General features: G+C 71.6%; 19 protein-coding genes. 6 read left to right on the forward strand and 13 right to left on the reverse strand.

What is annotated here, in order from left to right; translation table 11 throughout:
- Nucleotides 1-7: 7 nt before the first annotated feature.
- Nucleotides 8-640, reverse strand: a complete 633-nt coding sequence (locus ABZ919_RS25005) for a sulfite oxidase-like oxidoreductase (protein WP_361251801.1) — start codon at nt 638-640, stop codon at nt 8-10.
- Nucleotides 641-814: 174 nt separating this feature from the next.
- Between ABZ919_RS25005 and bfr the strand changes: the two genes are divergently transcribed.
- Nucleotides 815-1,294: a bacterioferritin gene (gene bfr, locus ABZ919_RS25010; protein WP_361251804.1), complete on the forward strand. Its 480-nt coding sequence runs from the start codon at nt 815-817 to the stop codon at nt 1,292-1,294.
- Between the two features lie 8 nt (nt 1,295-1,302).
- Here the strand turns inward: bfr and ABZ919_RS25015 are convergent, their stop codons facing one another.
- Both ABZ919_RS25015 and ABZ919_RS25020 read right to left on the reverse strand, forming a co-directional pair.
- On the reverse strand, nt 1,303-1,545 hold the full coding sequence (locus ABZ919_RS25015) for a (2Fe-2S)-binding protein (protein ID WP_361251805.1): 243 nt from the start codon (nt 1,543-1,545) through the stop codon (nt 1,303-1,305).
- Between the two features lie 156 nt (nt 1,546-1,701).
- Nucleotides 1,702-3,054 (reverse strand): class II 3-deoxy-7-phosphoheptulonate synthase, encoded by a 1,353-nt coding sequence (locus tag ABZ919_RS25020; RefSeq protein WP_361251807.1) that lies wholly within the window; start codon nt 3,052-3,054, stop codon nt 1,702-1,704.
- Between the two features lie 112 nt (nt 3,055-3,166).
- Here ABZ919_RS25020 and ABZ919_RS25025 point away from each other — a divergent pair, with 112 nt between their 5' ends.
- Together ABZ919_RS25025 and ABZ919_RS25030 are read left to right on the forward strand one after the other, a co-directional pair.
- Entirely contained in the window at nt 3,167-3,223 is a 57-nt protein-coding gene (locus ABZ919_RS25025; RefSeq protein ID WP_111582571.1) for a trp operon leader peptide, read from the forward strand.
- 94 nt (nt 3,224-3,317) lie between these two features.
- Nucleotides 3,318-5,204, forward strand: a complete 1,887-nt coding sequence (locus ABZ919_RS25030; RefSeq protein WP_361251810.1) for an anthranilate synthase family protein — start codon at nt 3,318-3,320, stop codon at nt 5,202-5,204.
- A 67-nt stretch (nt 5,205-5,271) separates the two neighbouring features.
- On the opposite strand, the gene ABZ919_RS25035 is transcribed toward ABZ919_RS25030, so the two are convergent.
- From ABZ919_RS25035 to ABZ919_RS25050, 4 genes are all read right to left on the reverse strand, one after another.
- Entirely contained in the window at nt 5,272-6,300 is a 1,029-nt protein-coding gene (locus ABZ919_RS25035; protein WP_361251813.1) for a 6-phosphofructokinase, read from the reverse strand.
- A 111-nt stretch (nt 6,301-6,411) separates the two neighbouring features.
- The gene (locus tag ABZ919_RS25040; RefSeq protein ID WP_361251816.1) at nt 6,412-7,089 is read right to left on the reverse strand and encodes a response regulator transcription factor; all 678 of its coding nucleotides are present in this window, start codon (nt 7,087-7,089) and stop codon (nt 6,412-6,414) included.
- On the reverse strand, nt 7,086-8,312 hold the full coding sequence (locus ABZ919_RS25045; RefSeq protein ID WP_361251819.1) for a DUF5931 domain-containing protein: 1,227 nt from the start codon (nt 8,310-8,312) through the stop codon (nt 7,086-7,088). The genes ABZ919_RS25040 and ABZ919_RS25045 overlap by 4 nt, the downstream gene beginning before the upstream one ends.
- A gap of 32 nt (nt 8,313-8,344) precedes the next feature.
- Nucleotides 8,345-9,088, reverse strand: coding sequence for a lysophospholipid acyltransferase family protein (locus ABZ919_RS25050; RefSeq protein WP_361251893.1), 744 nt, complete (start codon nt 9,086-9,088; stop codon nt 8,345-8,347).
- 186 nt (nt 9,089-9,274) lie between these two features.
- Between ABZ919_RS25050 and ABZ919_RS25055 the strand changes: the two genes are divergently transcribed.
- Together ABZ919_RS25055 and ABZ919_RS25060 are read left to right on the forward strand one after the other, a co-directional pair.
- Complete coding sequence (locus tag ABZ919_RS25055) at nt 9,275-10,054, forward strand: alpha/beta fold hydrolase (RefSeq protein ID WP_361251821.1); 780 nt, start codon at nt 9,275-9,277, stop codon at nt 10,052-10,054.
- Nucleotides 10,047-10,604: a hypothetical protein gene (locus ABZ919_RS25060; protein WP_361251823.1), complete on the forward strand. Its 558-nt coding sequence runs from the start codon at nt 10,047-10,049 to the stop codon at nt 10,602-10,604. The genes ABZ919_RS25055 and ABZ919_RS25060 overlap by 8 nt, the downstream gene beginning before the upstream one ends.
- 12 nt (nt 10,605-10,616) lie before the next feature.
- Here the strand turns inward: ABZ919_RS25060 and ABZ919_RS25065 are convergent, their stop codons facing one another.
- The 6 genes from ABZ919_RS25065 to ABZ919_RS25090 form a co-directional block, all read right to left on the reverse strand.
- On the reverse strand, nt 10,617-11,372 hold the full coding sequence (locus ABZ919_RS25065; protein WP_361251826.1) for an endonuclease/exonuclease/phosphatase family protein: 756 nt from the start codon (nt 11,370-11,372) through the stop codon (nt 10,617-10,619).
- 68 nt (nt 11,373-11,440) lie between these two features.
- Complete coding sequence (locus ABZ919_RS25070; RefSeq protein WP_361251829.1) at nt 11,441-12,394, reverse strand: ROK family glucokinase; 954 nt, start codon at nt 12,392-12,394, stop codon at nt 11,441-11,443.
- A gap of 67 nt (nt 12,395-12,461) precedes the next feature.
- A complete protein-coding gene (locus tag ABZ919_RS25075; protein ID WP_361251832.1) occupies nt 12,462-12,953 on the reverse strand; it encodes a DUF5304 domain-containing protein in 492 nt (163 codons plus the stop codon).
- 57 nt (nt 12,954-13,010) lie between these two features.
- On the reverse strand, nt 13,011-14,186 hold the full coding sequence (locus tag ABZ919_RS25080; protein WP_361251834.1) for an ArsA-related P-loop ATPase: 1,176 nt from the start codon (nt 14,184-14,186) through the stop codon (nt 13,011-13,013).
- 55 nt (nt 14,187-14,241) lie between these two features.
- Entirely contained in the window at nt 14,242-14,685 is a 444-nt protein-coding gene (locus ABZ919_RS25085; protein ID WP_361251837.1) for an SRPBCC family protein, read from the reverse strand.
- Between the two features lie 111 nt (nt 14,686-14,796).
- The gene (locus ABZ919_RS25090; RefSeq protein WP_361251840.1) at nt 14,797-15,609 is read right to left on the reverse strand and encodes a metallophosphoesterase; all 813 of its coding nucleotides are present in this window, start codon (nt 15,607-15,609) and stop codon (nt 14,797-14,799) included.
- A gap of 296 nt (nt 15,610-15,905) precedes the next feature.
- On the opposite strand from ABZ919_RS25090, the gene ABZ919_RS25095 reads away from it, so the two are divergent.
- Nucleotides 15,906-17,702, forward strand: a complete 1,797-nt coding sequence (locus ABZ919_RS25095; RefSeq protein WP_361251843.1) for an AMP-dependent synthetase/ligase — start codon at nt 15,906-15,908, stop codon at nt 17,700-17,702.
- The last annotated feature ends 2 nt before the right edge of the window (nt 17,703-17,704 follow it).

The following is a 17,704-nucleotide window of genomic DNA, read 5'->3' on the forward strand; positions in this document are numbered from 1 at the left end:
GCGCGGGTCACAGCTCGGGGCCGTCCCCGGGTCCCTCCTGGTAGGAGTACCGCTGTTCCTTCCAGGGGTCGCCGACGTTGTGGTAGCCGCGTTCCTCCCAGAAGCCACGGCGGTCGGCAGTCATGTACTCGACGCCGCGGACCCACTTGGGGCCCTTCCAGGCGTACAGGTGCGGCACGATCAGCCGGACCGGGAAGCCGTGCTCGGCGGTGAGGAGTTCGCCGTCCTTGTGGGTGGCGAAGACGGTGCGGTCGGAGGCGAAGTCGGACAGGCGCAGGTTCGAGCTGAAGCCGTACTCCGCCCACACCATCACGTGCGTGACGTCCGGGGCCGGCGGGGCCAGCTCGAGGACGGTGCGGGCGGGGATGCCGCCCCATTCCGCGCCGACCATGCTGAACTTCGTCACGCAGTGCAGATCGGCCACCACGGTGGTGTACGGCAGGGCCGTGAACTCCTCGTGGTTCCACATGTGCTTGTCACCGTCGGCGGTGGCGCCGAAGACGCGGAACTCCCAGCGCTCGGGCCGGAACTTCGGTACGGGCCCGTAGTGCGTGACCGGCCAGCCGCGCTGGAGTCGCTGACCCGGCGGAAGCTCGGATCCTGCCGTCGCTCCAGACCCTCGCTCCACCGGATGACCCATGTATCCATCCTGACAGACCTCGGGCAGTGCCCTTGACCACGAGGTCCCCAACCGGGCAACTCGCACAATCCGGGCTCTAACGCACTAAGTGCAGACTTACTGGACGATCTTCCCCGCCGATGCAATCATGCGGCCGCACGCTCCTCCGATTCCCCCGTGGAAGGAACCGCCGCGATGCAGGGAGACCCCGAGGTCATCGAGTTCCTCAACGAGCAGCTCACCGGCGAGCTGACCGCGATCAACCAGTACTTCCTGCACGCGAAGATGCAGGAGAACTTCGGCTGGTACAAGCTCGCCAAGTACACGCGGCACGAGTCGTTCGACGAGATGAAGCACGCGGAGGTGCTCACCGACCGGATCCTGTTCCTGGAGGGGCTGCCCAACTACCAGCGGCTCTTCCACGTCCGCGTCGGGCAGACCGTCCGGGAGATGTTCGAGGCCGACCGGCAGATCGAGGTGGAGGCGATCGACCGGCTCAAGCGGGGCGTCAAGGTGATGCGGGAGAAGGGCGACATCACGTCCGCGAACATCTTCGAGGACATCCTCGCCGACGAGGAGCACCACATCGACTACCTCGACACCCAGCTGGAGCTGGTGGAGAAGCTCGGCGAGGCGCTGTACATCTCCCAGCTCATCGAGCAGCCGGAGAGCTGAGCCCGCCCCTAGGCCGCCTCGGGGATCTCCGCCGCTTCCCGGATCCGCGCCAGCACCGGTCTGCCCTGGCCCGCCGGCTCAGGCCGCGGACGGGCGCCCCGGCCGAGGAGGGCCTGGATCCGGCGGACGCACGAGCCGCAGTCCGTGCCAGCCTTGCACGCGGAGGCTATCTGGCGGGGGGTGCAGGCACCGTCCGCCGCGTGCTGCTCGACCTGGGCCTCGGTGATGCCGAAGCAGCTGCAGACGTACACGCGGATTCACCTCCCGACGGGATCGCTCCTGTATGCCATCCCGTTCTCCGGTGAGGCAAACCTAACCTTACCCACCCTTCCGTGGCCGGAAAAGTGGCCGGGGCGCGGATCCCGTGTGATCCGCGCCCCAGGGGTGCATCCGAGCGGAGCGAACGCCTACTGGTCCCGGTACATCTCCGCGACCAGGAACGCCAGGTCCAGCGACTGGCTGCGGTTCAGCCGCGGGTCGCAGGCCGTCTCGTAGCGCTGGTGCAGGTCGTCGACGAAGATCTCGTCGCCGCCGCCCACGCACTCGGTGACGTCGTCGCCGGTCAGCTCCACGTGGATGCCGCCGGGGTGGGTGCCGAGCGCCTTGTGCACCTCGAAGAAGCCCTTGACCTCGTCGAGCACGTCGTCGAAGCGGCGGGTCTTGTGGCCGGAGGCCGCCTCGAAGGTGTTGCCGTGCATCGGGTCGGTCACCCAGGCCACCGTCGCGCCGGACGCCGTCACCTTCTCCACCAGCTCGGGGAGCTTGTCACGGATCTTGCCGGCGCCCATCCGGACGACGAAGGTCAGCCGGCCCGGCTCCCGCTCGGGGTCGAGGCGGTCGATGTACTGCAGCGCCTCCTCGGCCGTCGTCGTGGGGCCGAGCTTGATGCCGATCGGGTTGCGGATCTTCGAGGCGAACTCGATGTGCGCGTGGTCCAGCTGCCGGGTGCGCTCGCCGATCCACACCATGTGCGCGGAGACGTCGTACAGCTTGCCGGTGCGCGAGTCGACCCGGGTCAGGGCGGACTCGTAGTCCAGCAGCAGCGCCTCGTGCGAGGAGTACAGCTCGACGGTCTTGAACTCCTCCGGGTCCGTGCCGCAGGCCCGCATGAAGTTCAGCGCGTTGTCGATCTCGCGCGCGAGCTGCTCGTAGCGCTGGCCCGATGGCGAGGTCCGCACGAAGTCCTGGTTCCAGGCGTGCACCTGGCGCAGGTCCGCGTAACCGCCGGTGGTGAAGGCGCGCACCAGGTTCAGCGTGGACGCCGACGCGTGGTACATGCGCTTGAGGCGCTCGGGGTCCGGGATGCGGGACGCCTCGGTGAAGTCGAAGCCGTTGACGGAGTCGCCCCGGTACACCGGGAGCGTCACGCCGTCGCGGGTCTCGGTCGGCTTGGAGCGGGGCTTGGAGTACTGCCCGGCGATACGGCCGACCTTCACCACGGGCACGGCGGCCGCGTAGGTGAGGACGGCACCCATCTGGAGCAGCGTCTTCAGCTTGTTGCGGATGTGGTCGGCGGACACGGCATCGAAGGCCTCGGCGCAGTCGCCGCCCTGGAGGAGGAACGCCTCTCCCCTGGCGACGGCCGCCATCCGGGCGCGCAGCTGGTCGCACTCGCCCGCGAAGACGAGCGGTGGATACGACTCGAGGTCCGCGATCACTGCGCGCAGAGCCTCGGCGTCGGGGTACTCGGGCTGCTGCGCCGCGGGCAGGTCTCGCCAGGTGTTGCCAGCGCTCGGGCTGGTCTTAGCGTTCACGGTCACACGTAAACATTACGGGGTCGCGCCGCGTGACCCCTCTTCTGGCTCGAAAGGTGAGACGCGAAGGCTGTCCTGTGGACGCGGAACCGACGAGGCATGGGATAGGGTGCCTGCCATGTTCGCGCTTTCGAACCAGAACTGGTGGTGGACCGCTTCTCCGGCGGCCCACTGATCGCGCGTACGAAGACTTCGCGAAGGCCGTCCCGAGGGGCGGCCTTCGGCGTTTTCCGGGGCCGTTCCTCACCGACATCGACGGAAGAGGACCCATGGACCTGGCACAGCTGCTGCACGACGACCGCCCCTTCGCCCTGCTCCGCCGCCGCACCCCTGGCCGCGACGAGCACGTGGTGGAGGTGCTGATCGGCCCGGTGACCGGCCGCGACCGGCTCGCCGACCTGCCCGAACAGGGACTCGCGCTGGTCCCGTTCCGGCAGATCCGCGAGCGCGGCTTCGACGTGCGCGACGACGGCACCCCGCTGCTGGTACTGACCCCCGAGGAGTCGTACGAGATCCCGCTCGGTGTGGCGCTGTCCCGGCTCCCGGCGCACCAGGTGCACGTCGAGGGCGGCGGCTTCGACGTCGGCGACGAGGAGTACGGCGAGATCGTCGGACGGGTGCTGACCGAGGAGATCGGCCGGGGCGAGGGCGCGAACTTCGTCGTCCGGCGCACGTACGAGGGCGAGATCCCGGGGTTCGGCCGCGCCGACGCGCTCGCGCTGTTCCGGCGGCTGCTGGAGGGCGAGCGAGGGGCGTACTGGACGTTCGTCGTGCACACCGGGGAGCGGACGCTGGTCGGGGCCAGCCCCGAGGTGCACGTCCGGATGTCCGGCGGCACGGTCGTCATGAACCCGATCAGCGGCACGTACCGCTACCCCGCCGCGGGGCCGACGCCCGAGAATCTCCTGGCCTTCCTCGCCGACGGCAAGGAGACCGAGGAGCTGTCGATGGTGGTCGACGAGGAACTGAAGATGATGTGCACCGTCGGTGACATGGGCGGGGTGGTCGTCGGACCGCGTCTGAAGGAGATGGCGCACCTCGCCCACACCGAGTACGAGCTGCGCGGGAAGTCCTCCCTGGATGTGCGGGAGGTGCTGAAGGAGACCATGTTCGCCGCGACGGTGACCGGGTCGCCGGTGCAGAACGCGTGCCGGGTCATCGAGCGCCACGAGCCCCTCGGGCGGGACGGTGTCGGCCGTGGCTACTACGCGGGTGCGCTGGCCCTGCTCGGGCGGGACTCCGGCGGCGCGCAGACCCTGGACTCCCCCATCCTGATCCGCACCGCCGACATCTCCCGCGGGGGCCGTCTGCGCGTGCCGGTCGGTGCCACGCTGGTGCGCGGCTCGGACCCGGCGGGTGAGGTCGCCGAGACCCACGCGAAGGCGGCGGGTGTGCTGGCGGCCCTCGGGGTAGGGCCGTCCCGGCCGCGCGAGGAGCGGGAGCGGCCGCGGCTGGCCGACGACCCGCGGGTGCGGGCGGCCCTGGACGGGCGGCGGGCGGCGCTCGCGCCCTTCTGGCTGCGGATGCAGGAGCCGTCGCAGGAGCTGACCGGCCATGCCCTCGTGGTCGACGCGGAGGACACCTTCACGGCGATGCTGGCCCATGTGCTGCGCTCGGGCGGTCTGGAGGTGACCGTGCGGCGGTACGACGAGCCGGGGCTGCGGGCGGCCGTGCTCGCGCACGAGGGCCCGGTGGTGCTCGGCCCCGGTCCCGGGGACCCGGTGGATCTCGCCGACCCGAAGATGCGGTTGCTGCGCGAGCTGACCGCCACCGTGATCAGGGAGCACCGGCACGGGGTGCTGGGCGTCTGCCTGGGCCATGAGCTGATCGCTGCCGCGCTGGGGCTGGACCTCGTCCGCAAGGAGGTGCCGTACCAGGGTGCGCAGACCACGATCGACCTGTTCGGGCGGGCCGAGACGGTCGGCTTCTACAACAGCTTCGTCGCCCGTTGCGACGACGAGACGGCCCGGGAGCTGGCCGCGCACGGCATCGAGGTGAGCCGGGCGGCGAACGGGGAGGTGCACGCCCTGCGGGGGCCGGGCTTCGCGGGGGTGCAGTTCCACCCCGAGTCGGTCCTCTCGCTGAACGGGGCCGCGGTGGTGCGGGAGTTGGTCGGCCGGCTGCGCGGGACGAGCACGATCTCCGAGTCGCTGTAGTCCCCGACGACGAGGGGGAGGGTGCCGGGCCGCCCGTCGCCCTCCCCCTCGGTCCGTGGACGGGCCCTCAGCCGAAGAAGACCCCGACCTCCTCGTACAGCTTCGGGTCCACCGTCTTCAGTCTGGCCGTGGCCTCGGCGAGGGGGACGCGGACGATGTCGGTGGCGCGCAGGGCGACCATGGTGCCGAAGTCGCCGTCGTGGACGCAGTCGATCGCGTGCAGGCCGAAGCGGGTGGCGAGCCAGCGGTCGAAGGCGCTGGGCGTGCCACCGCGCTGGACGTGTCCGAGGACCGTGGTCCGGGCCTCCTTGCCGGTGCGGCCCTCGATCTCCTTGGCGAGCCACTCGCCGACCCCGGAGAGCCGGACGTGCCCGAAGGAGTCCAGCGACCCGTCCTTGAGCACCATGTCGCCGTCCTTCGGCATGGCGCCCTCGGCGACGACCACGATCGGCGCGTACGACGCCCGGAACCGGGAGGTCACCCACGCGCAGACCTGGTCGACGTCGAAGCGCTGCTCGGGGATGAGGATGACGTTGGCGCCGCCGGCCAGGCCGGAGTGCAGGGCGATCCAGCCGGCGTGCCGGCCCATCACCTCCACGACCAGCACCCGCATATGGGACTCGGCGGTGGTGTGCAGCCGGTCGATGGCCTCGGTGGCGATGTTGACGGCGGTGTCGAAGCCGAAGGTGTAGTCGGTGGCGGACAGGTCGTTGTCGATCGTCTTGGGCACCCCGACGCAGGGCACCCCGTACTCGCCGGACAGCCGCGCGGCGACGCCGAGGGTGTCCTCGCCGCCGATCGCGATCAGGGCCTGGACGTCCAGCTTGGCCAGGTTGTCCTTGATCCGGCGGATGCCGTTCTCCACCTTGAGTGGGTTGGTGCGCGAGGAGCCGAGGATGGTGCCGCCGCGGGGCAGGATGCCACGCACCGCGGGGATGTCGAGACGGACGCCGTCGCCTTCGAGGGGGCCTCGCCAGCCGTCCCGGAAGCCGACGAAGTCATAGCCGTACTCCTGCACGCCCTTGCGGACGATGCCCCGGATGACGGCGTTGAGCCCGGGGCAGTCGCCGCCTCCGGTCAGTACTCCGACCCGCATGGAAATGTCCCTTCACCGCGGTTCCCTGACACAGAGTCACGTTAATGGTGATTCACGTCACATCGGGAGAGGCGGGAAGGGTGATTCCGGCGTGTACGGCTCCGCGCGGGCCTACTCGTCGTCGAGCCCGCGCTCGATGGCGTACCGCACCAGCTCGACCCTGTTGTGCAACTGGAGCTTGCCGAGGGTGTTCTGCACATGGTTCTGGACCGTGCGGTGGGAGATCACGAGGCGTTCGGCGATCTGCTTGTAGCTGAGCCCCTTGGCGACCAGCCGCAGCACCTCCGTCTCCCGGTCGGTGAGGCGGGGCGCGCCGGGCTCGTCGGTGCCGGGCGCGGGGACGGGCTCGGAGGCAAGGCGGCGGTACTCGCCGAGGACCAGCCCGGCGAGGCCGGGTGTGAAGACCGGGTCGCCGACGGCGGTGCGGCGCACGGCGTCCAGCAGCTCCTCGGTGGAGGCGGACTTCAGCAGATAGCCGGTCGCGCCGGACTTCACGGCCTCCAGCACATCGGCGTGCTCACCGCTCGCGGACAGCACGAGGACACGCAACGCCGGGTTGTGGGCGACCAGTTCCTTGCACACCTGGACGCCGGGCTTCGCCGGCAGGTTCAGGTCGAGCACGAGGACGTCGGGGGCCGCGGCCTTGGCGCGCCGGACCGCCTGGTCGCCGTCGCCGGCCGTGGCGACCACATCGAAGCCGGACTCGGTCAGGTCCCGGGCGACCGCGTCGCGCCACATGGGGTGGTCGTCCACCACCATGACCTTGATCGGGTCCTGCTGCTCGCTCATCGCCGCTCCGCCTTCTTCCCCCGCGCCCGTCGGACGCCCTTCGGTACCTTCAGTTCCACTTCCGTGCCCTGCCCGGGAACGGAGATCAGCTCGGCGCTGCCCCCCAGGTCGCGCAGCCGCCCCCGGATCGACTGGGCCACACCGAGCCGGCCCTCCCCCTCGGCCTGGGCGAGCCGGCCCTCGGGGATGCCGGGGCCGTCGTCCCGGACCGTCACGACGATCTCGTCCGGCTCGTCCTCGACCAGGATCCAGGCGCGGGCCCCGGCCCCGGCGTGCTTGCGCACGTTGTCCAGGGCGGCGCCGACCGCGGCGGCCAGCTCCCGCGCCGCCGGCCGGGGCAGCTCCACCGGCGCACCGGGCTCGGCGAGGCTCACCCGGGCACCCGCGCAGGGGGCGAGCAGCGGGCGCAGGTCGACCGGTCCGTCCGGGTCGTCGGCGTACGGGTCCTGCACCGCGCGTACGACGGCCCCGGCCGCGGCGTCCTGCGGCAGCCGGGCAACCGGCACCGGGCCGCCGGTGACCAGCGCGCGCAGCGCCGCCTCCTGCTCCCCGGCGAGCCGCCCCAGCTCCGCCGCCTCGCCGCCGACGACCGCGCCGCGCCGCTGCACCATCGCCAGCACCTGGAGCACCCCGTCGTGGATGTCGCGGGCCAGCCGCTCCCGTTCCCGGGTCGCGGCCTCGATCTCCAGGGCGCGGGCGAGGGTGCGCTCGGAGGCGCGGGCGACCTCCACGACGTAGCCGATGGCCATCGAGGCCACCCAGACGAGGATCAGGCTGTGCACGGTGTCCCGGGCGGGATGACCGCGTTCGGCCAGGTTGGCCAGGGCGACCGGCGTGGCGGCGACGGCGGCCCAGCGCCAGCCGCCCTTGATCGCGAAGGCCAGCACCGCCCCGGCGGTCCATATCGACGGCAGCGTGGGGCCGCCCCCGATCCGCTGCTGGCTGTCGGCGAGCGGGGTGATCAGGACGCCGGTGAGGGCGATGGTCAGGTCGGCGGCCAGGAAGCCCTTGGTGCAGCTCGCGGCGTTGCGCACCCTGGGCAGGGTGGCGAGGGTCCAGACGAACAGGACGGCGAAGTAGCAGACGGCGGCCCAGGGGCGCACGAAGAGGTGGTACCTGGTGGCGCCCAGGCCGATGGCGTACAGCATGGTCAGGACGCGGTAGCCGGCGAGTGCACGCCACAGCGGCAGCTCGACCGACATCCTCATCACGCGCTCGGGCATCTCCCCCGCCCCCCGGCTCCCCCGCTTGCCGCCTACTCCTCGGGCTGCTCCTCGGCCTTCTTCTCCGCTTCCCTGGCTGTCTTCTCCGCCTCCTTGGCGGCCTTCGCGGCCTCCGCGATCTGCCGCTTGGCCGCCGTCGCGTACATGTCGACGTACTCCTGGCCGGACAGCTTCATGATCTCGTACATGACCTCGTCGGTCAGGGCCCGCAGGACGAAGCGGTCGTGCTCCATGCCGACGTACCGGCCGAAGTCGAGCGGCTTGCCGATGCGGATGCCGGGCCGCATCAGCTTCGGCATCACCTTGCCGGGCGGCTGGATCTTCTCGGTGTCGATCATGGCGACCGGGATCACCGGCGCGCCGGTGGCGAGCGCCACGCGCGCGAGGCCGCCGGGCTTGCCCCGGTAGAGCCGGCCGTCGGGCGAGCGGGTGCCCTCGGGGTAGATGCCGAACAGCTCACCGCGTTCGAGCACCTCTATGCCGCTCTTGATCGCGGCCTCGCCGGCCCCGCGCGCCCCGGAGCGGTCCACCGGGAGCTGTCCCACGCCCTTGAAGAAGGCAGCGGTCAGCCGGCCCTTCACCCCCGGGGTGGTGAAGTACTCGGCCTTGGCGATGAAGGTGACCTTGCGGTCCAGGACCGCGGGCAGGAAGAAAGAGTCCGAGAAGGACAGGTGATTGCTCGCCAGAATGGCGGGCCCCTCGGCCGGTATGTTCTCCAGGCCTTCCACCCAGGGTCTGAAGGCGACCTTCAGCGGTCCCCCGATGGCGACCTTCATCGTGCCGTACAACACCCGCGTGCCTCCCGTTTCCGTCGAACAGACCTTAACCCGTCGGGACCGTCAAAGGTCCCGACGACCCTGGTCGGTGTCGGTGCGGTCGCGTACGGTGAAGCAATCCGCACGTTTTCCTCCCGCCTCTGCCGGCCGCCGGCGGGGGCCTGCTCAGGAACAGGAGCGTCGAAGGTGCCGGTCCTCCCCGGAGCCGAGCCGTACCGCCACGAGGGCGGGGAGGTGGGGGTCCTCCTCTGCCACGGCTTCACCGGCTCGCCCCAGTCGCTGCGCCCCTGGGCGGAGCACCACGCGGCGCACGGCCTGACCGTGTCGCTCCCCCTGCTGCCCGGCCATGGCACCCGCTGGGAGGACATGCAGGTCACCGGCTGGCAGGACTGGTACGCGGAGGTGGACCGGGAACTGCGTCTCCTCTCCGGGCGCTGCTCCCAGGTGTTCGTCGCGGGCCTGTCGATGGGCGGCGCGCTGGCCCTGCGCCTCGCCGCGCGGCACGGCGAGCGGATCAGCGGCGTGGTGGTCGTCAACCCGGCGAACAAGGTGCACGGCCTGTCGGCGTACGCCCTTCCGGTGGCCCGGCATCTCGTGCGGACGACGAAGGGCATCGCCAGCGACATCGCGAAGGGGGGCGCGGCCGAGCTGGGCTACGACCGGGTGCCGCTGCACGCGGCGCACTCCCTGCGGGTCTTCCTGCGCCGGCTGGACGGCGAGCTGCCCCAGGTCACCCAGCCGTTGCTGCTGCTGCGCAGCGCCCAGGACCATGTGGTCCCGGCGGCGGACTCGGCCCGGGTGCTGAGCCGGGTGTCGTCCACGGACGTCACTCAGATCGTGCTGGAACACAGCTACCACGTGGCGACGTTGGACGAGGATGCGGACCGGGTCTTCGAGGAGAGCCTCGCCTTCATGGGCCGGCTCGCACCCAGTCTCGGCAAGGAAGGGACGGCCACTGGTGGCTGAGCACGAGTCCGACCGCGAGGGCCGCGAGGGCCGCGAGCCGGACGAGAAGGGGCTGCCCTTCGACGAGGACGCCGCCTGGCGGGCCATCGTCGCCGGGTACGGCGAGGAGCCGAAGGACCCGCCCGGCAGCACGCCCTACAAACCGGTCGAGGACCTGGCGCTGCCGGAGATGGACACGGACGGCGACACCGGAAAGGCGCCGGTCAAGCCCCTGGGCAGCTCCGTGTCCTTCGCGCCCGTCATCGGCCCGCGCGACTACAGCCCGCCCGAGCCGTCGGAGAACGACTTCGACGAGGACGACGAGGGTCACTTCGTGCCGCCGGAGCCGCCACCGCTGCCGGCGGCCGACACCACCGCGAAGTTCGCCTGGCTGGGCGTCGTCGGCGGGCCGATCCTGCTCCTGCTGGCCGTGGTGCTCGGCTGGGAGATGACCTGGTGGCTGACGACCCTGGGCATCGGCGGCTTCCTCGGCGGTTTCGCCACGCTGGTGATGCGCATGCGCACGGACGACGAGGAGGACGACGACCCGGGGCGCGGCGCGGTGGTCTGACCGTCCCGGACCTCACGCCACCGGTACGCGCAGGGCGGCGAGCACCGGGAGGTGGTCCGTGGCCGCGGTCAGGTCGGCCCTGGTGACACCCGGCTGGTTCAGCGGCACCCCACAGCCCAGGACTTCGATGCCCTTGGTGGCGAAGACCGCGTCGATGCGCCGCGGGGGGTCGCTGTGCGGCCAGGTGCTCTCGCCGCCCCAGGGGGAGGCGGCCCGGCAGTCCTGGAGGCCGGCGGAGAGCCGGCGGAAGGCGGGGCCCTCGGGGCCCTCGTTGAGGTCGCCGCCGACGACGGCGTGCTGGACGCCGAGTCCGGCGAGGCGGTCGAGGAGCATACCGCTCTGCTCGTACCGCTCCTTGCCGTCCAGGCTCAGATGACAGCTGATCACGCCCAGCCGGGCCCTGCCGAAGCGGACCACGGCCGTGGCGAAGCCGCGTCGGTGGAGGCCGGGGGTGAGCGGGAGCAGGACGTCCTCCGTGCGCTCGGCCACGGCCCGCAGCGAGCACAGGATCGCCGGTCCGGCGGCGGTGGCACCGCCCGTGAGGATCACCTGGCCGGAGGCCGCGGCCAGCCGGGCCAGCTTCTTGCGCCAGCGGAAGAAACGGGGGGCTTCCTGGATCAGGACCAGGTCGGGGGCGCAGGCGGTGACGATCCTCGCCAGGGCTTCGGTGTCGTCCCGCATCGAGCGGATGTTGTAGCTGAGGACACGGAGGACCGCGGAACCGTCGGGCTCGGTACGGGAGTTGGGAAGGAGCGTGCTGGTCGCCATGCCGATCAACATACGACGATGCCCGCCCGTCCCGGGACCGGACGCGGCGGGCACCGTCGACGCCTCCCCTACATGACCGGGTCGGGCTCCCGGGCCAGGTCGGCGGCGCCCACCAGGCCCGCCTTGTTGCCGAGCTGGGCCGCGATCACGTCGGCCACCGGGCGCCAGTTGCCGCCGACCAGCCAGCGCTTGTAGGACTTGCGGATCGGGTCGAGGACCAGCTCGCCCTCGTCGGAGAGGCCGCCGCCCACGATGAACGCGGAGGGGTCGAAGAGCGAGGCCAGGTCGGCCAGGCCCGCGCCGACCCAGCGGGCCAGCTCGCGGTAGGAGTCCACGGCCACCCGGCAGCCCTGGCGGGCGGCCACGGAGATGTGCTTGCCCTCGATCCCGTCGGGGGTGCCGTCGCCCAGCGCCAGCAGCACCTCGGCGCGCTCGGGGGTGGCGTTGGCGCGCTGCTTGGCGTAGCGGACGAGGGCGCGGCCCGAGGCGTACTGCTCCCAGCAGCCCTGCGAGCCGCAGCCGCACAGCAGGCCGTCCGGGACCATCCGGATGTGGCCGAACTCGGCGGCCACGCCGAAGTGGCCGCGGCGCAGCTTGTTGCCGATGATGATGCCGCCGCCGAGGCCGGTGCCGAGGGTGATGCAGATGACGTTGCGGTGGCCCTTGCCGGCGCCGAACCTGTACTCGCCCCAGGCGGCGGCGTTGGCGTCGTTCTCGACCACGACCGGGAGGCCCACGCGGGCCTCGACCTTCTCCTTCAGCGGCTCCTGACGCCAGTCGATGTTCGGCGCGAAGTACACCGTGGAGCGCTGCCGGTTGACGTAACCGGCCGCACCGATACCCACGCCCACGATCTCGTGTCCGGCGCTGGCACCCTCCACCGCCGAGGCGATGGCGTCCACGATGGCCTCGGGCGTGGTGGGGGTCGGCACCTTGAAGGTCGAGAGGATGTTGCCTTCCTCGTCGACCACGCCGGCCGCGATCTTGGTGCCGCCGATGTCGACGCCGATGGTGAGTCCCATGAATCCCTCAGTTCCGGTCGAGCCCCGCTACGGCCAACCGTACCCGAGGCCCTGCCGTGGGAGGGCTTCAGTCCAGGTCGATGCGTTCCCCTGGGCCGGTGCCCTCGCCCCGGTCGCGCCGGCCGTCCGGGCCCTCGCGGGTCAGGTCGTCGGCGGTGCGGGCGGTCCAGCGGCGCTCCTGGGCCTGGACGGCGGAACGGTAGGCGGCGAGCAGTTCGCCGCCGGCCGCGGCCAGGTGGTCGAAGACGTCCGGGTTGCGGTCTATGACGGGCTCGACGGCGGCCTTGGCCTGCTGGACGACCTGCCGCACCACCTGCTGGGCGGCGGGTCCGGCAAGGCTGCCGAGGAGCGGTGACTTCAGGCCGGACAGCTTGTCGGCCACCGTGTCCACGAGTTTCTTCAGTTCCTCCGCGGCCGCACCCGGCTGCGGGCCGTACTCGGCGCGGCGGCGGGACTTCTCGGCGGCGAGGTCCTCGGCGCAGGCCGTGGCCCAGGCGTCGGCGTCGGTCGCCCGGCCCTGCTCCTCGGACGAGTCGGTTGCGGGACGCTCTTCGCTCATGGCGGACTCCTGACTACGGTTCGCCCTTACGACGTTACCCGAACGGGCGTCCCCGGTTCACCGTCCGCCGGCGGGCCACAGGGCGGGGTCGGGCGTGAAGCGGATCCGCAGTTCGCCTTCGCGCAGCGCGGCCCCGGAGACGGTGCAGCGGCGCAGGGCGGAGGGCAGCGGGACGAGCCGCCGGAAGGTACCCGCGGTGATCACGAGTTCGTCGCCGCGCCGGATCAGGTCCAGCTCGTCCCGTATGGCGCCGGGCAGGGGGATGTGCCAGACCAGCACGCCGTCCTCGGCGATCCGGTCGCTGACGGGCCACTCGGCCGGGGCGGGCGCCGGGTCGACCGTCGGTACGCCGAGGGCGGTGAGGTCGTCGCCGCCGCGGGGGTCGCGGCCGAGGTGCGGGACGGGGTGGACGTCGTAGGGCTGCTCCTGCCAGTCGGCGAGCGTCTTGCGCTGCTGGGCGAGGAGGGAGGAGAGCCAGCTGTCCCCGGTGGCCTCGGGCAGGACGCGGTTGGCGATCAGGGACTCGGTGCTCAGGCGGCGCAGGGCGAGGCCGAGTCCCGCGGTCCGTACGGCGTCGGCGCCGGCCGGACCGGGGTCGGCGACCAGGCGGACGGCGGTGTTCCGGTCGGTGAGGACGGCCTCCACGGCGGCCAGTTCGACGTCCCAGCGGGCCGCCGTCTCGTACAGCCAGTCGGCGGGCATGGGCACCCCGGCCAGCCGACCGAGGACGGGGCGCAGGGCGCGGGCCGCCTGCCGCTCGGCCGGCAGCAGGCGGCGCAGATAGCGGCGCAGTTCCTCGGGAAGGGCGAGCAGGGCGAGGGCCTGCGGGAGGGGCGGGAGGTCGACGACGAGGAGGTCGAAGCGCTCGGACAGGGCGGCGTCCCTGAGGGCGCGCAGGAAGGACAGCTCCTCGGCGCCGGGCAGCGGGGTGACCTCCTCGGCGTCCAGCCGGGCGGCGCCGAGCAGGTCGAGGACGTTCGCCGCGCGCTCCTGGAAGGCGGTGAGGTCCTCGCGGAAGCGGGCGACCGCGTCGGGGCGCCAGGTGGTGAGGTTCGGGGCGGCCTCGGCGGGAGCCGGTCCTGTCGCGGAGCCCAGCGCGGCGCCCGGGGTGTCGGTGCGGTCGGCGCTCAGCAGGAGGGTGCGGGTGCCCTCGCGGGCGGCGGCGAGCGCGGTGGCGGCGGCGACCGTGGTACGACCGCTGCCGCCCGGGCCCGTGATCAGGATGGTGCGCATGAGGGTGAACGGTACCTTCGTGCGCGGACGGTAAACCGGGATGACTCCGGAGTGACTACTTCTCCCCCGATTCGACCCTCTTCTTCAGACCGGCCAGCGCGCGGTCGATGATGACCTTCTCCGCCTTGCGCTTGATCATGCCGAGCATGGGGATCTTGACGTCGACGGTCAGGAGGTAGGTGACCTCCGTGGTGCCGGAGCCGGTGGGCTTGAGGATGTACGAGCCGTCGAGGGAGCGCAGCATCTGGGACTTGACCAGGGTCCAGGAGACCTCGTTCTCGCCGGTCCAGGTGTAGGCCAGCGTCTGGTCGTCCTTGATCGCCCCCGCGTCCATGACGAGGCGGACCTGCTCGGCGCGGCCCCGGTCGTCGGTCTCGAGGACCTCCGCCTCCTTCACCTCGCCGGTCCAGTCCGGGTAGCGGGCGAAGTCGGCGATCACCCCCATGACGTCGGCCGGTGCCGCCTCGATGGTGATGCTCGAGCTGGTGTGTTCCGCCATCGCCGTGGCTCCTCCAGATACGGGCCGGTACAGAGGTCGTCGTGCGCACGTGTGTGCAGCGTGAAGGCTACCGCGCCGCCGACCTGCCGCCTTCACCCGATGTGCCGCTCCTCACCATTCCAGGGCCCAGGGCCGGCCCGTTCCCGCGAAGTGGCCCACGTTCACGCACTCGGTGGCGCCGATCCGCATGCGGGGCGTGAGCGGCTGGTGGACGTGCCCGAACAGCGCGTAGCGGGGTCTGGTGCGGCGGATGGCGTCGAGCAGCGCGCGGCTGCCGCGTTCGAAGCGGCGGGCGACGGTGTCGTAGACCAGTTCGGGGACCTCCGGCGGGATGTGCGTGCACAGCACGTCGACCTCGCCGACCGCCTCGATCTTCGCCGCGTACTCCTCGTCGTCGATCTCGTACGGCGTCCGCATCGGCGTCTTCAGGCCGCCGCCGACGAACCCGAAGGTCCGGCCGCCGATCTCCACCCGCTGGCCGTCGAGCACGGTGGTGCCGGGGCGGGCGTACTCCTTCCACAGCACAGGCATGTCGACGTTGCCGTAGGTGGCGTACGTCGGAGTGGGGAACGCGGCGAACAGTTCGGCGTACTGCCTGCGCACCGCCCGCTCGATGGCCGCGCCCCGGTCGGCGCCGATGCCGGCCCACAGCCGGGCCCCGAACGCCCGGGCCTCCTCGAAGCGCCGGGCGGTGCGCAGCTCGACGATGCGGTCGGCGTTCTCCTTGCCGAACAGGTCGGGGAAGATGCCGCGCGAGTGGTCGGCGTAGTCCAGGAACAGCACGAGGTCGCCCAGGCAGATCAGGGCGTCGGCACCCTCGCCGGCCCGGGCCAGGTCCCGGGCGTTGCCGTGCACGTCGCTGACCACGTGGACGCGCGTCCTGCGTGTGCCGGAGCCGTGGTTGCCGGAGGGTGTGGAGGCCATGGCGATCAAGGGTAGGCCTGTGGGGTCTGCGTGAACAGTCTCGGTCCCGCCTGCGGTTACTCGCCGGTCGGTTCGGCCGTGGACTACTGTGCGCGAAGGAACGCCAACATGTGTGACGCAGCGAACATCTCGCCGGAACCCCCTGTCCGGAACGCCATACCGGCGGGTAACGTCCGGGCAGTCCAGTCGTGCTCTGGATTTCAACAGCTGAATTCCCGAGCACTTGCCCGAGCCTTGGACCACACCGTCGCATCACACAGTGTCGTGGCGCCGGCGCCCTATGAGGAGCAGCAGTCTTGCGCGAGTTCAGCCTTCCGGCTTTGTACGAGGTCCCTGCGGACGGCAACCTGACCGACATCGTCCGCAGAAACGCCGCGCAGCATCCTGACGTCGCCGTGATCGCCCGCAAGGTGGGCGGTGTCTGGCAGGACGTTTCGGCCCGGGAGTTCCTGGCCGAGGTGCACACCGCCGCCAAGGGTCTCATCGCCGCCGGGGTGCAGCCGGGCGACCGGGTGGGCCTGATGTCCCGCACCCGGTACGAGTGGACGCTCCTCGACTTCGCCATCTGGAGCGCGGGCGCCGTCACCGTGCCGGTGTACGAGACCAGCTCGCCGGAGCAGGTGCAGTGGATCCTGTCCGACTCGGGCGCCACCGCCTGCGTCGTGGAACTGGCGGGCCACGCGGCGGCCGTGGAGTCCGTGCGCGAGTCGCTGCCCGCCCTGAAGCACGTCTGGCAGATCGAGGCCGGCGGCGTCGAGGAGCTCGGGCGGCTCGGGCAGGACGTGTCCGCCGAGACGGTCGAGGAGCGCAGCTCGCTCGCCAGGGCCGACGACCCGGCGACCATCGTGTACACGAGCGGTACGACCGGCCGTCCCAAGGGCTGTGTGCTCACCCACCGCAGCTTCTTCGCCGAGTGCGGCAACATCGTGGAGCGGCTGCGCCCCCTGTTCCGCACCGGTGAGTGCTCGGTTCTGCTCTTCCTGCCGCTCGCGCACGTCTTCGGCCGGCTCGTGCAGATCGCCCCCATGATGGCGCCGATCAAGCTGGGCTGCGTCCCGGACATCAAGCACCTCACCGACGAGCTGGCCGCGTTCCGGCCGACGCTGGTCCTCGGTGTCCCGCGGGTCTTCGAGAAGGTCTACAACTCGGCGCGGGCCAAGGCGCAGGCGGACGGCAAGGGCGCGATCTTCGACAAGGCGGCCGACGCCGCGATCGCCTACAGCAAGGCGCTGGACAGCCCGTCGGGCCCGGCGTTCGGCCTGAAGGTCAAGCACAAGGTCTTCGACAAGCTGGTCTACAGCAAGCTGCGCGCGGTCCTCGGCGGCCGGGGCGAGTACGCCATCTCCGGCGGTGCCCCGCTGGGCGAGCGGCTCGGGCACTTCTTCCGGGGCATCGGCTTCACGGTGCTGGAGGGCTACGGCCTGACCGAGTCCTGCGCGGCGACGGCCTTCAACCCGTGGGACCGGCAGAAGATCGGCACCGTCGGCCAGCCGCTGCCCGGCTCGGTGATCCGGATAGCGGACGACGGCGAGGTGCTGCTGCACGGTGAGCACCTGTTCAAGGAGTACTGGAACAACCCGGGCGCGACCGCGGAGGCGCTGGCCGACGGCTGGTTCCACACCGGTGACATCGGCACGCTGGACGAGGACGGCTACCTGAGGATCACCGGCCGGAAGAAGGAGATCATCGTCACGGCCGGCGGCAAGAACGTGGCACCCGCGGTGATCGAGGACCGGATCCGGGCGCACGCGCTGGTCGCGGAGTGCATGGTGGTGGGCGACGGGCGGCCGTTCGTGGGCGCGCTGGTCACCGTCGACGAGGAGTTCCTCGCCCGTTGGGCCGCCGAACACGGCAAGCCGGCGGGCTCCACCGCGGCGTCGCTGAAGGACGACCCGGACCTGAACGCTGAGATCCAGTCGGCGGTCGACGACGGCAACGCCGCGGTGTCGAAGGCGGAATCGGTGCGGAAGTTCCGCATTCTGTCCTCCCAGTTCACGGAGGAGTCGGGCCACCTCACCCCGTCGCTGAAGCTCAAGCGGAACGTGGTGGCGAAGGACTACGCGGACGAGATCGAGGCGATCTACGCGAAGTAGCA

The sequence above is a fragment of the Streptomyces sp. NPDC046759 genome, assembly GCF_040645475.1.
Classification (GTDB): Bacteria; Actinomycetota; Actinomycetes; order Streptomycetales; family Streptomycetaceae; genus Streptomyces.

Bases quoted from the DNA above. Each gene is read 5' to 3' on its own strand.
- ABZ919_RS25005 (WP_361251801.1), bottom strand. From the start codon at position 640: ATGGGTCATCCGGTGGAGCGAGGGTCTGGAGCGACGGCAGGATCCGAG.
- bfr (WP_361251804.1), top strand. From the start codon at position 815: ATGCAGGGAGACCCCGAGGTCATCGAGTTCCTCAACGAGCAGCTCACC.
- ABZ919_RS25030 (WP_361251810.1), top strand. From the start codon at position 3,318: ATGGACCTGGCACAGCTGCTGCACGACGACCGCCCCTTCGCCCTGCTC.
- ABZ919_RS25035 (WP_361251813.1), bottom strand. From the start codon at position 6,300: ATGCGGGTCGGAGTACTGACCGGAGGCGGCGACTGCCCCGGGCTCAAC.
- ABZ919_RS25040 (WP_361251816.1), bottom strand. From the start codon at position 7,089: ATGAGCGAGCAGCAGGACCCGATCAAGGTCATGGTGGTGGACGACCAC.
- ABZ919_RS25045 (WP_361251819.1), bottom strand. From the start codon at position 8,312: ATGCCCGAGCGCGTGATGAGGATGTCGGTCGAGCTGCCGCTGTGGCGT.
- ABZ919_RS25050 (WP_361251893.1), bottom strand. From the start codon at position 9,088: ATGAAGGTCGCCATCGGGGGACCGCTGAAGGTCGCCTTCAGACCCTGG.
- ABZ919_RS25065 (WP_361251826.1), bottom strand. From the start codon at position 11,372: ATGGCGACCAGCACGCTCCTTCCCAACTCCCGTACCGAGCCCGACGGT.
- ABZ919_RS25070 (WP_361251829.1), bottom strand. From the start codon at position 12,394: ATGGGACTCACCATCGGCGTCGACATCGGCGGCACCAAGATCGCGGCC.
- ABZ919_RS25075 (WP_361251832.1), bottom strand. From the start codon at position 12,953: ATGAGCGAAGAGCGTCCCGCAACCGACTCGTCCGAGGAGCAGGGCCGG.
- ABZ919_RS25080 (WP_361251834.1), bottom strand. From the start codon at position 14,186: ATGCGCACCATCCTGATCACGGGCCCGGGCGGCAGCGGTCGTACCACG.
- ABZ919_RS25085 (WP_361251837.1), bottom strand. From the start codon at position 14,685: ATGGCGGAACACACCAGCTCGAGCATCACCATCGAGGCGGCACCGGCC.
- ABZ919_RS25090 (WP_361251840.1), bottom strand. From the start codon at position 15,609: ATGGCCTCCACACCCTCCGGCAACCACGGCTCCGGCACACGCAGGACG.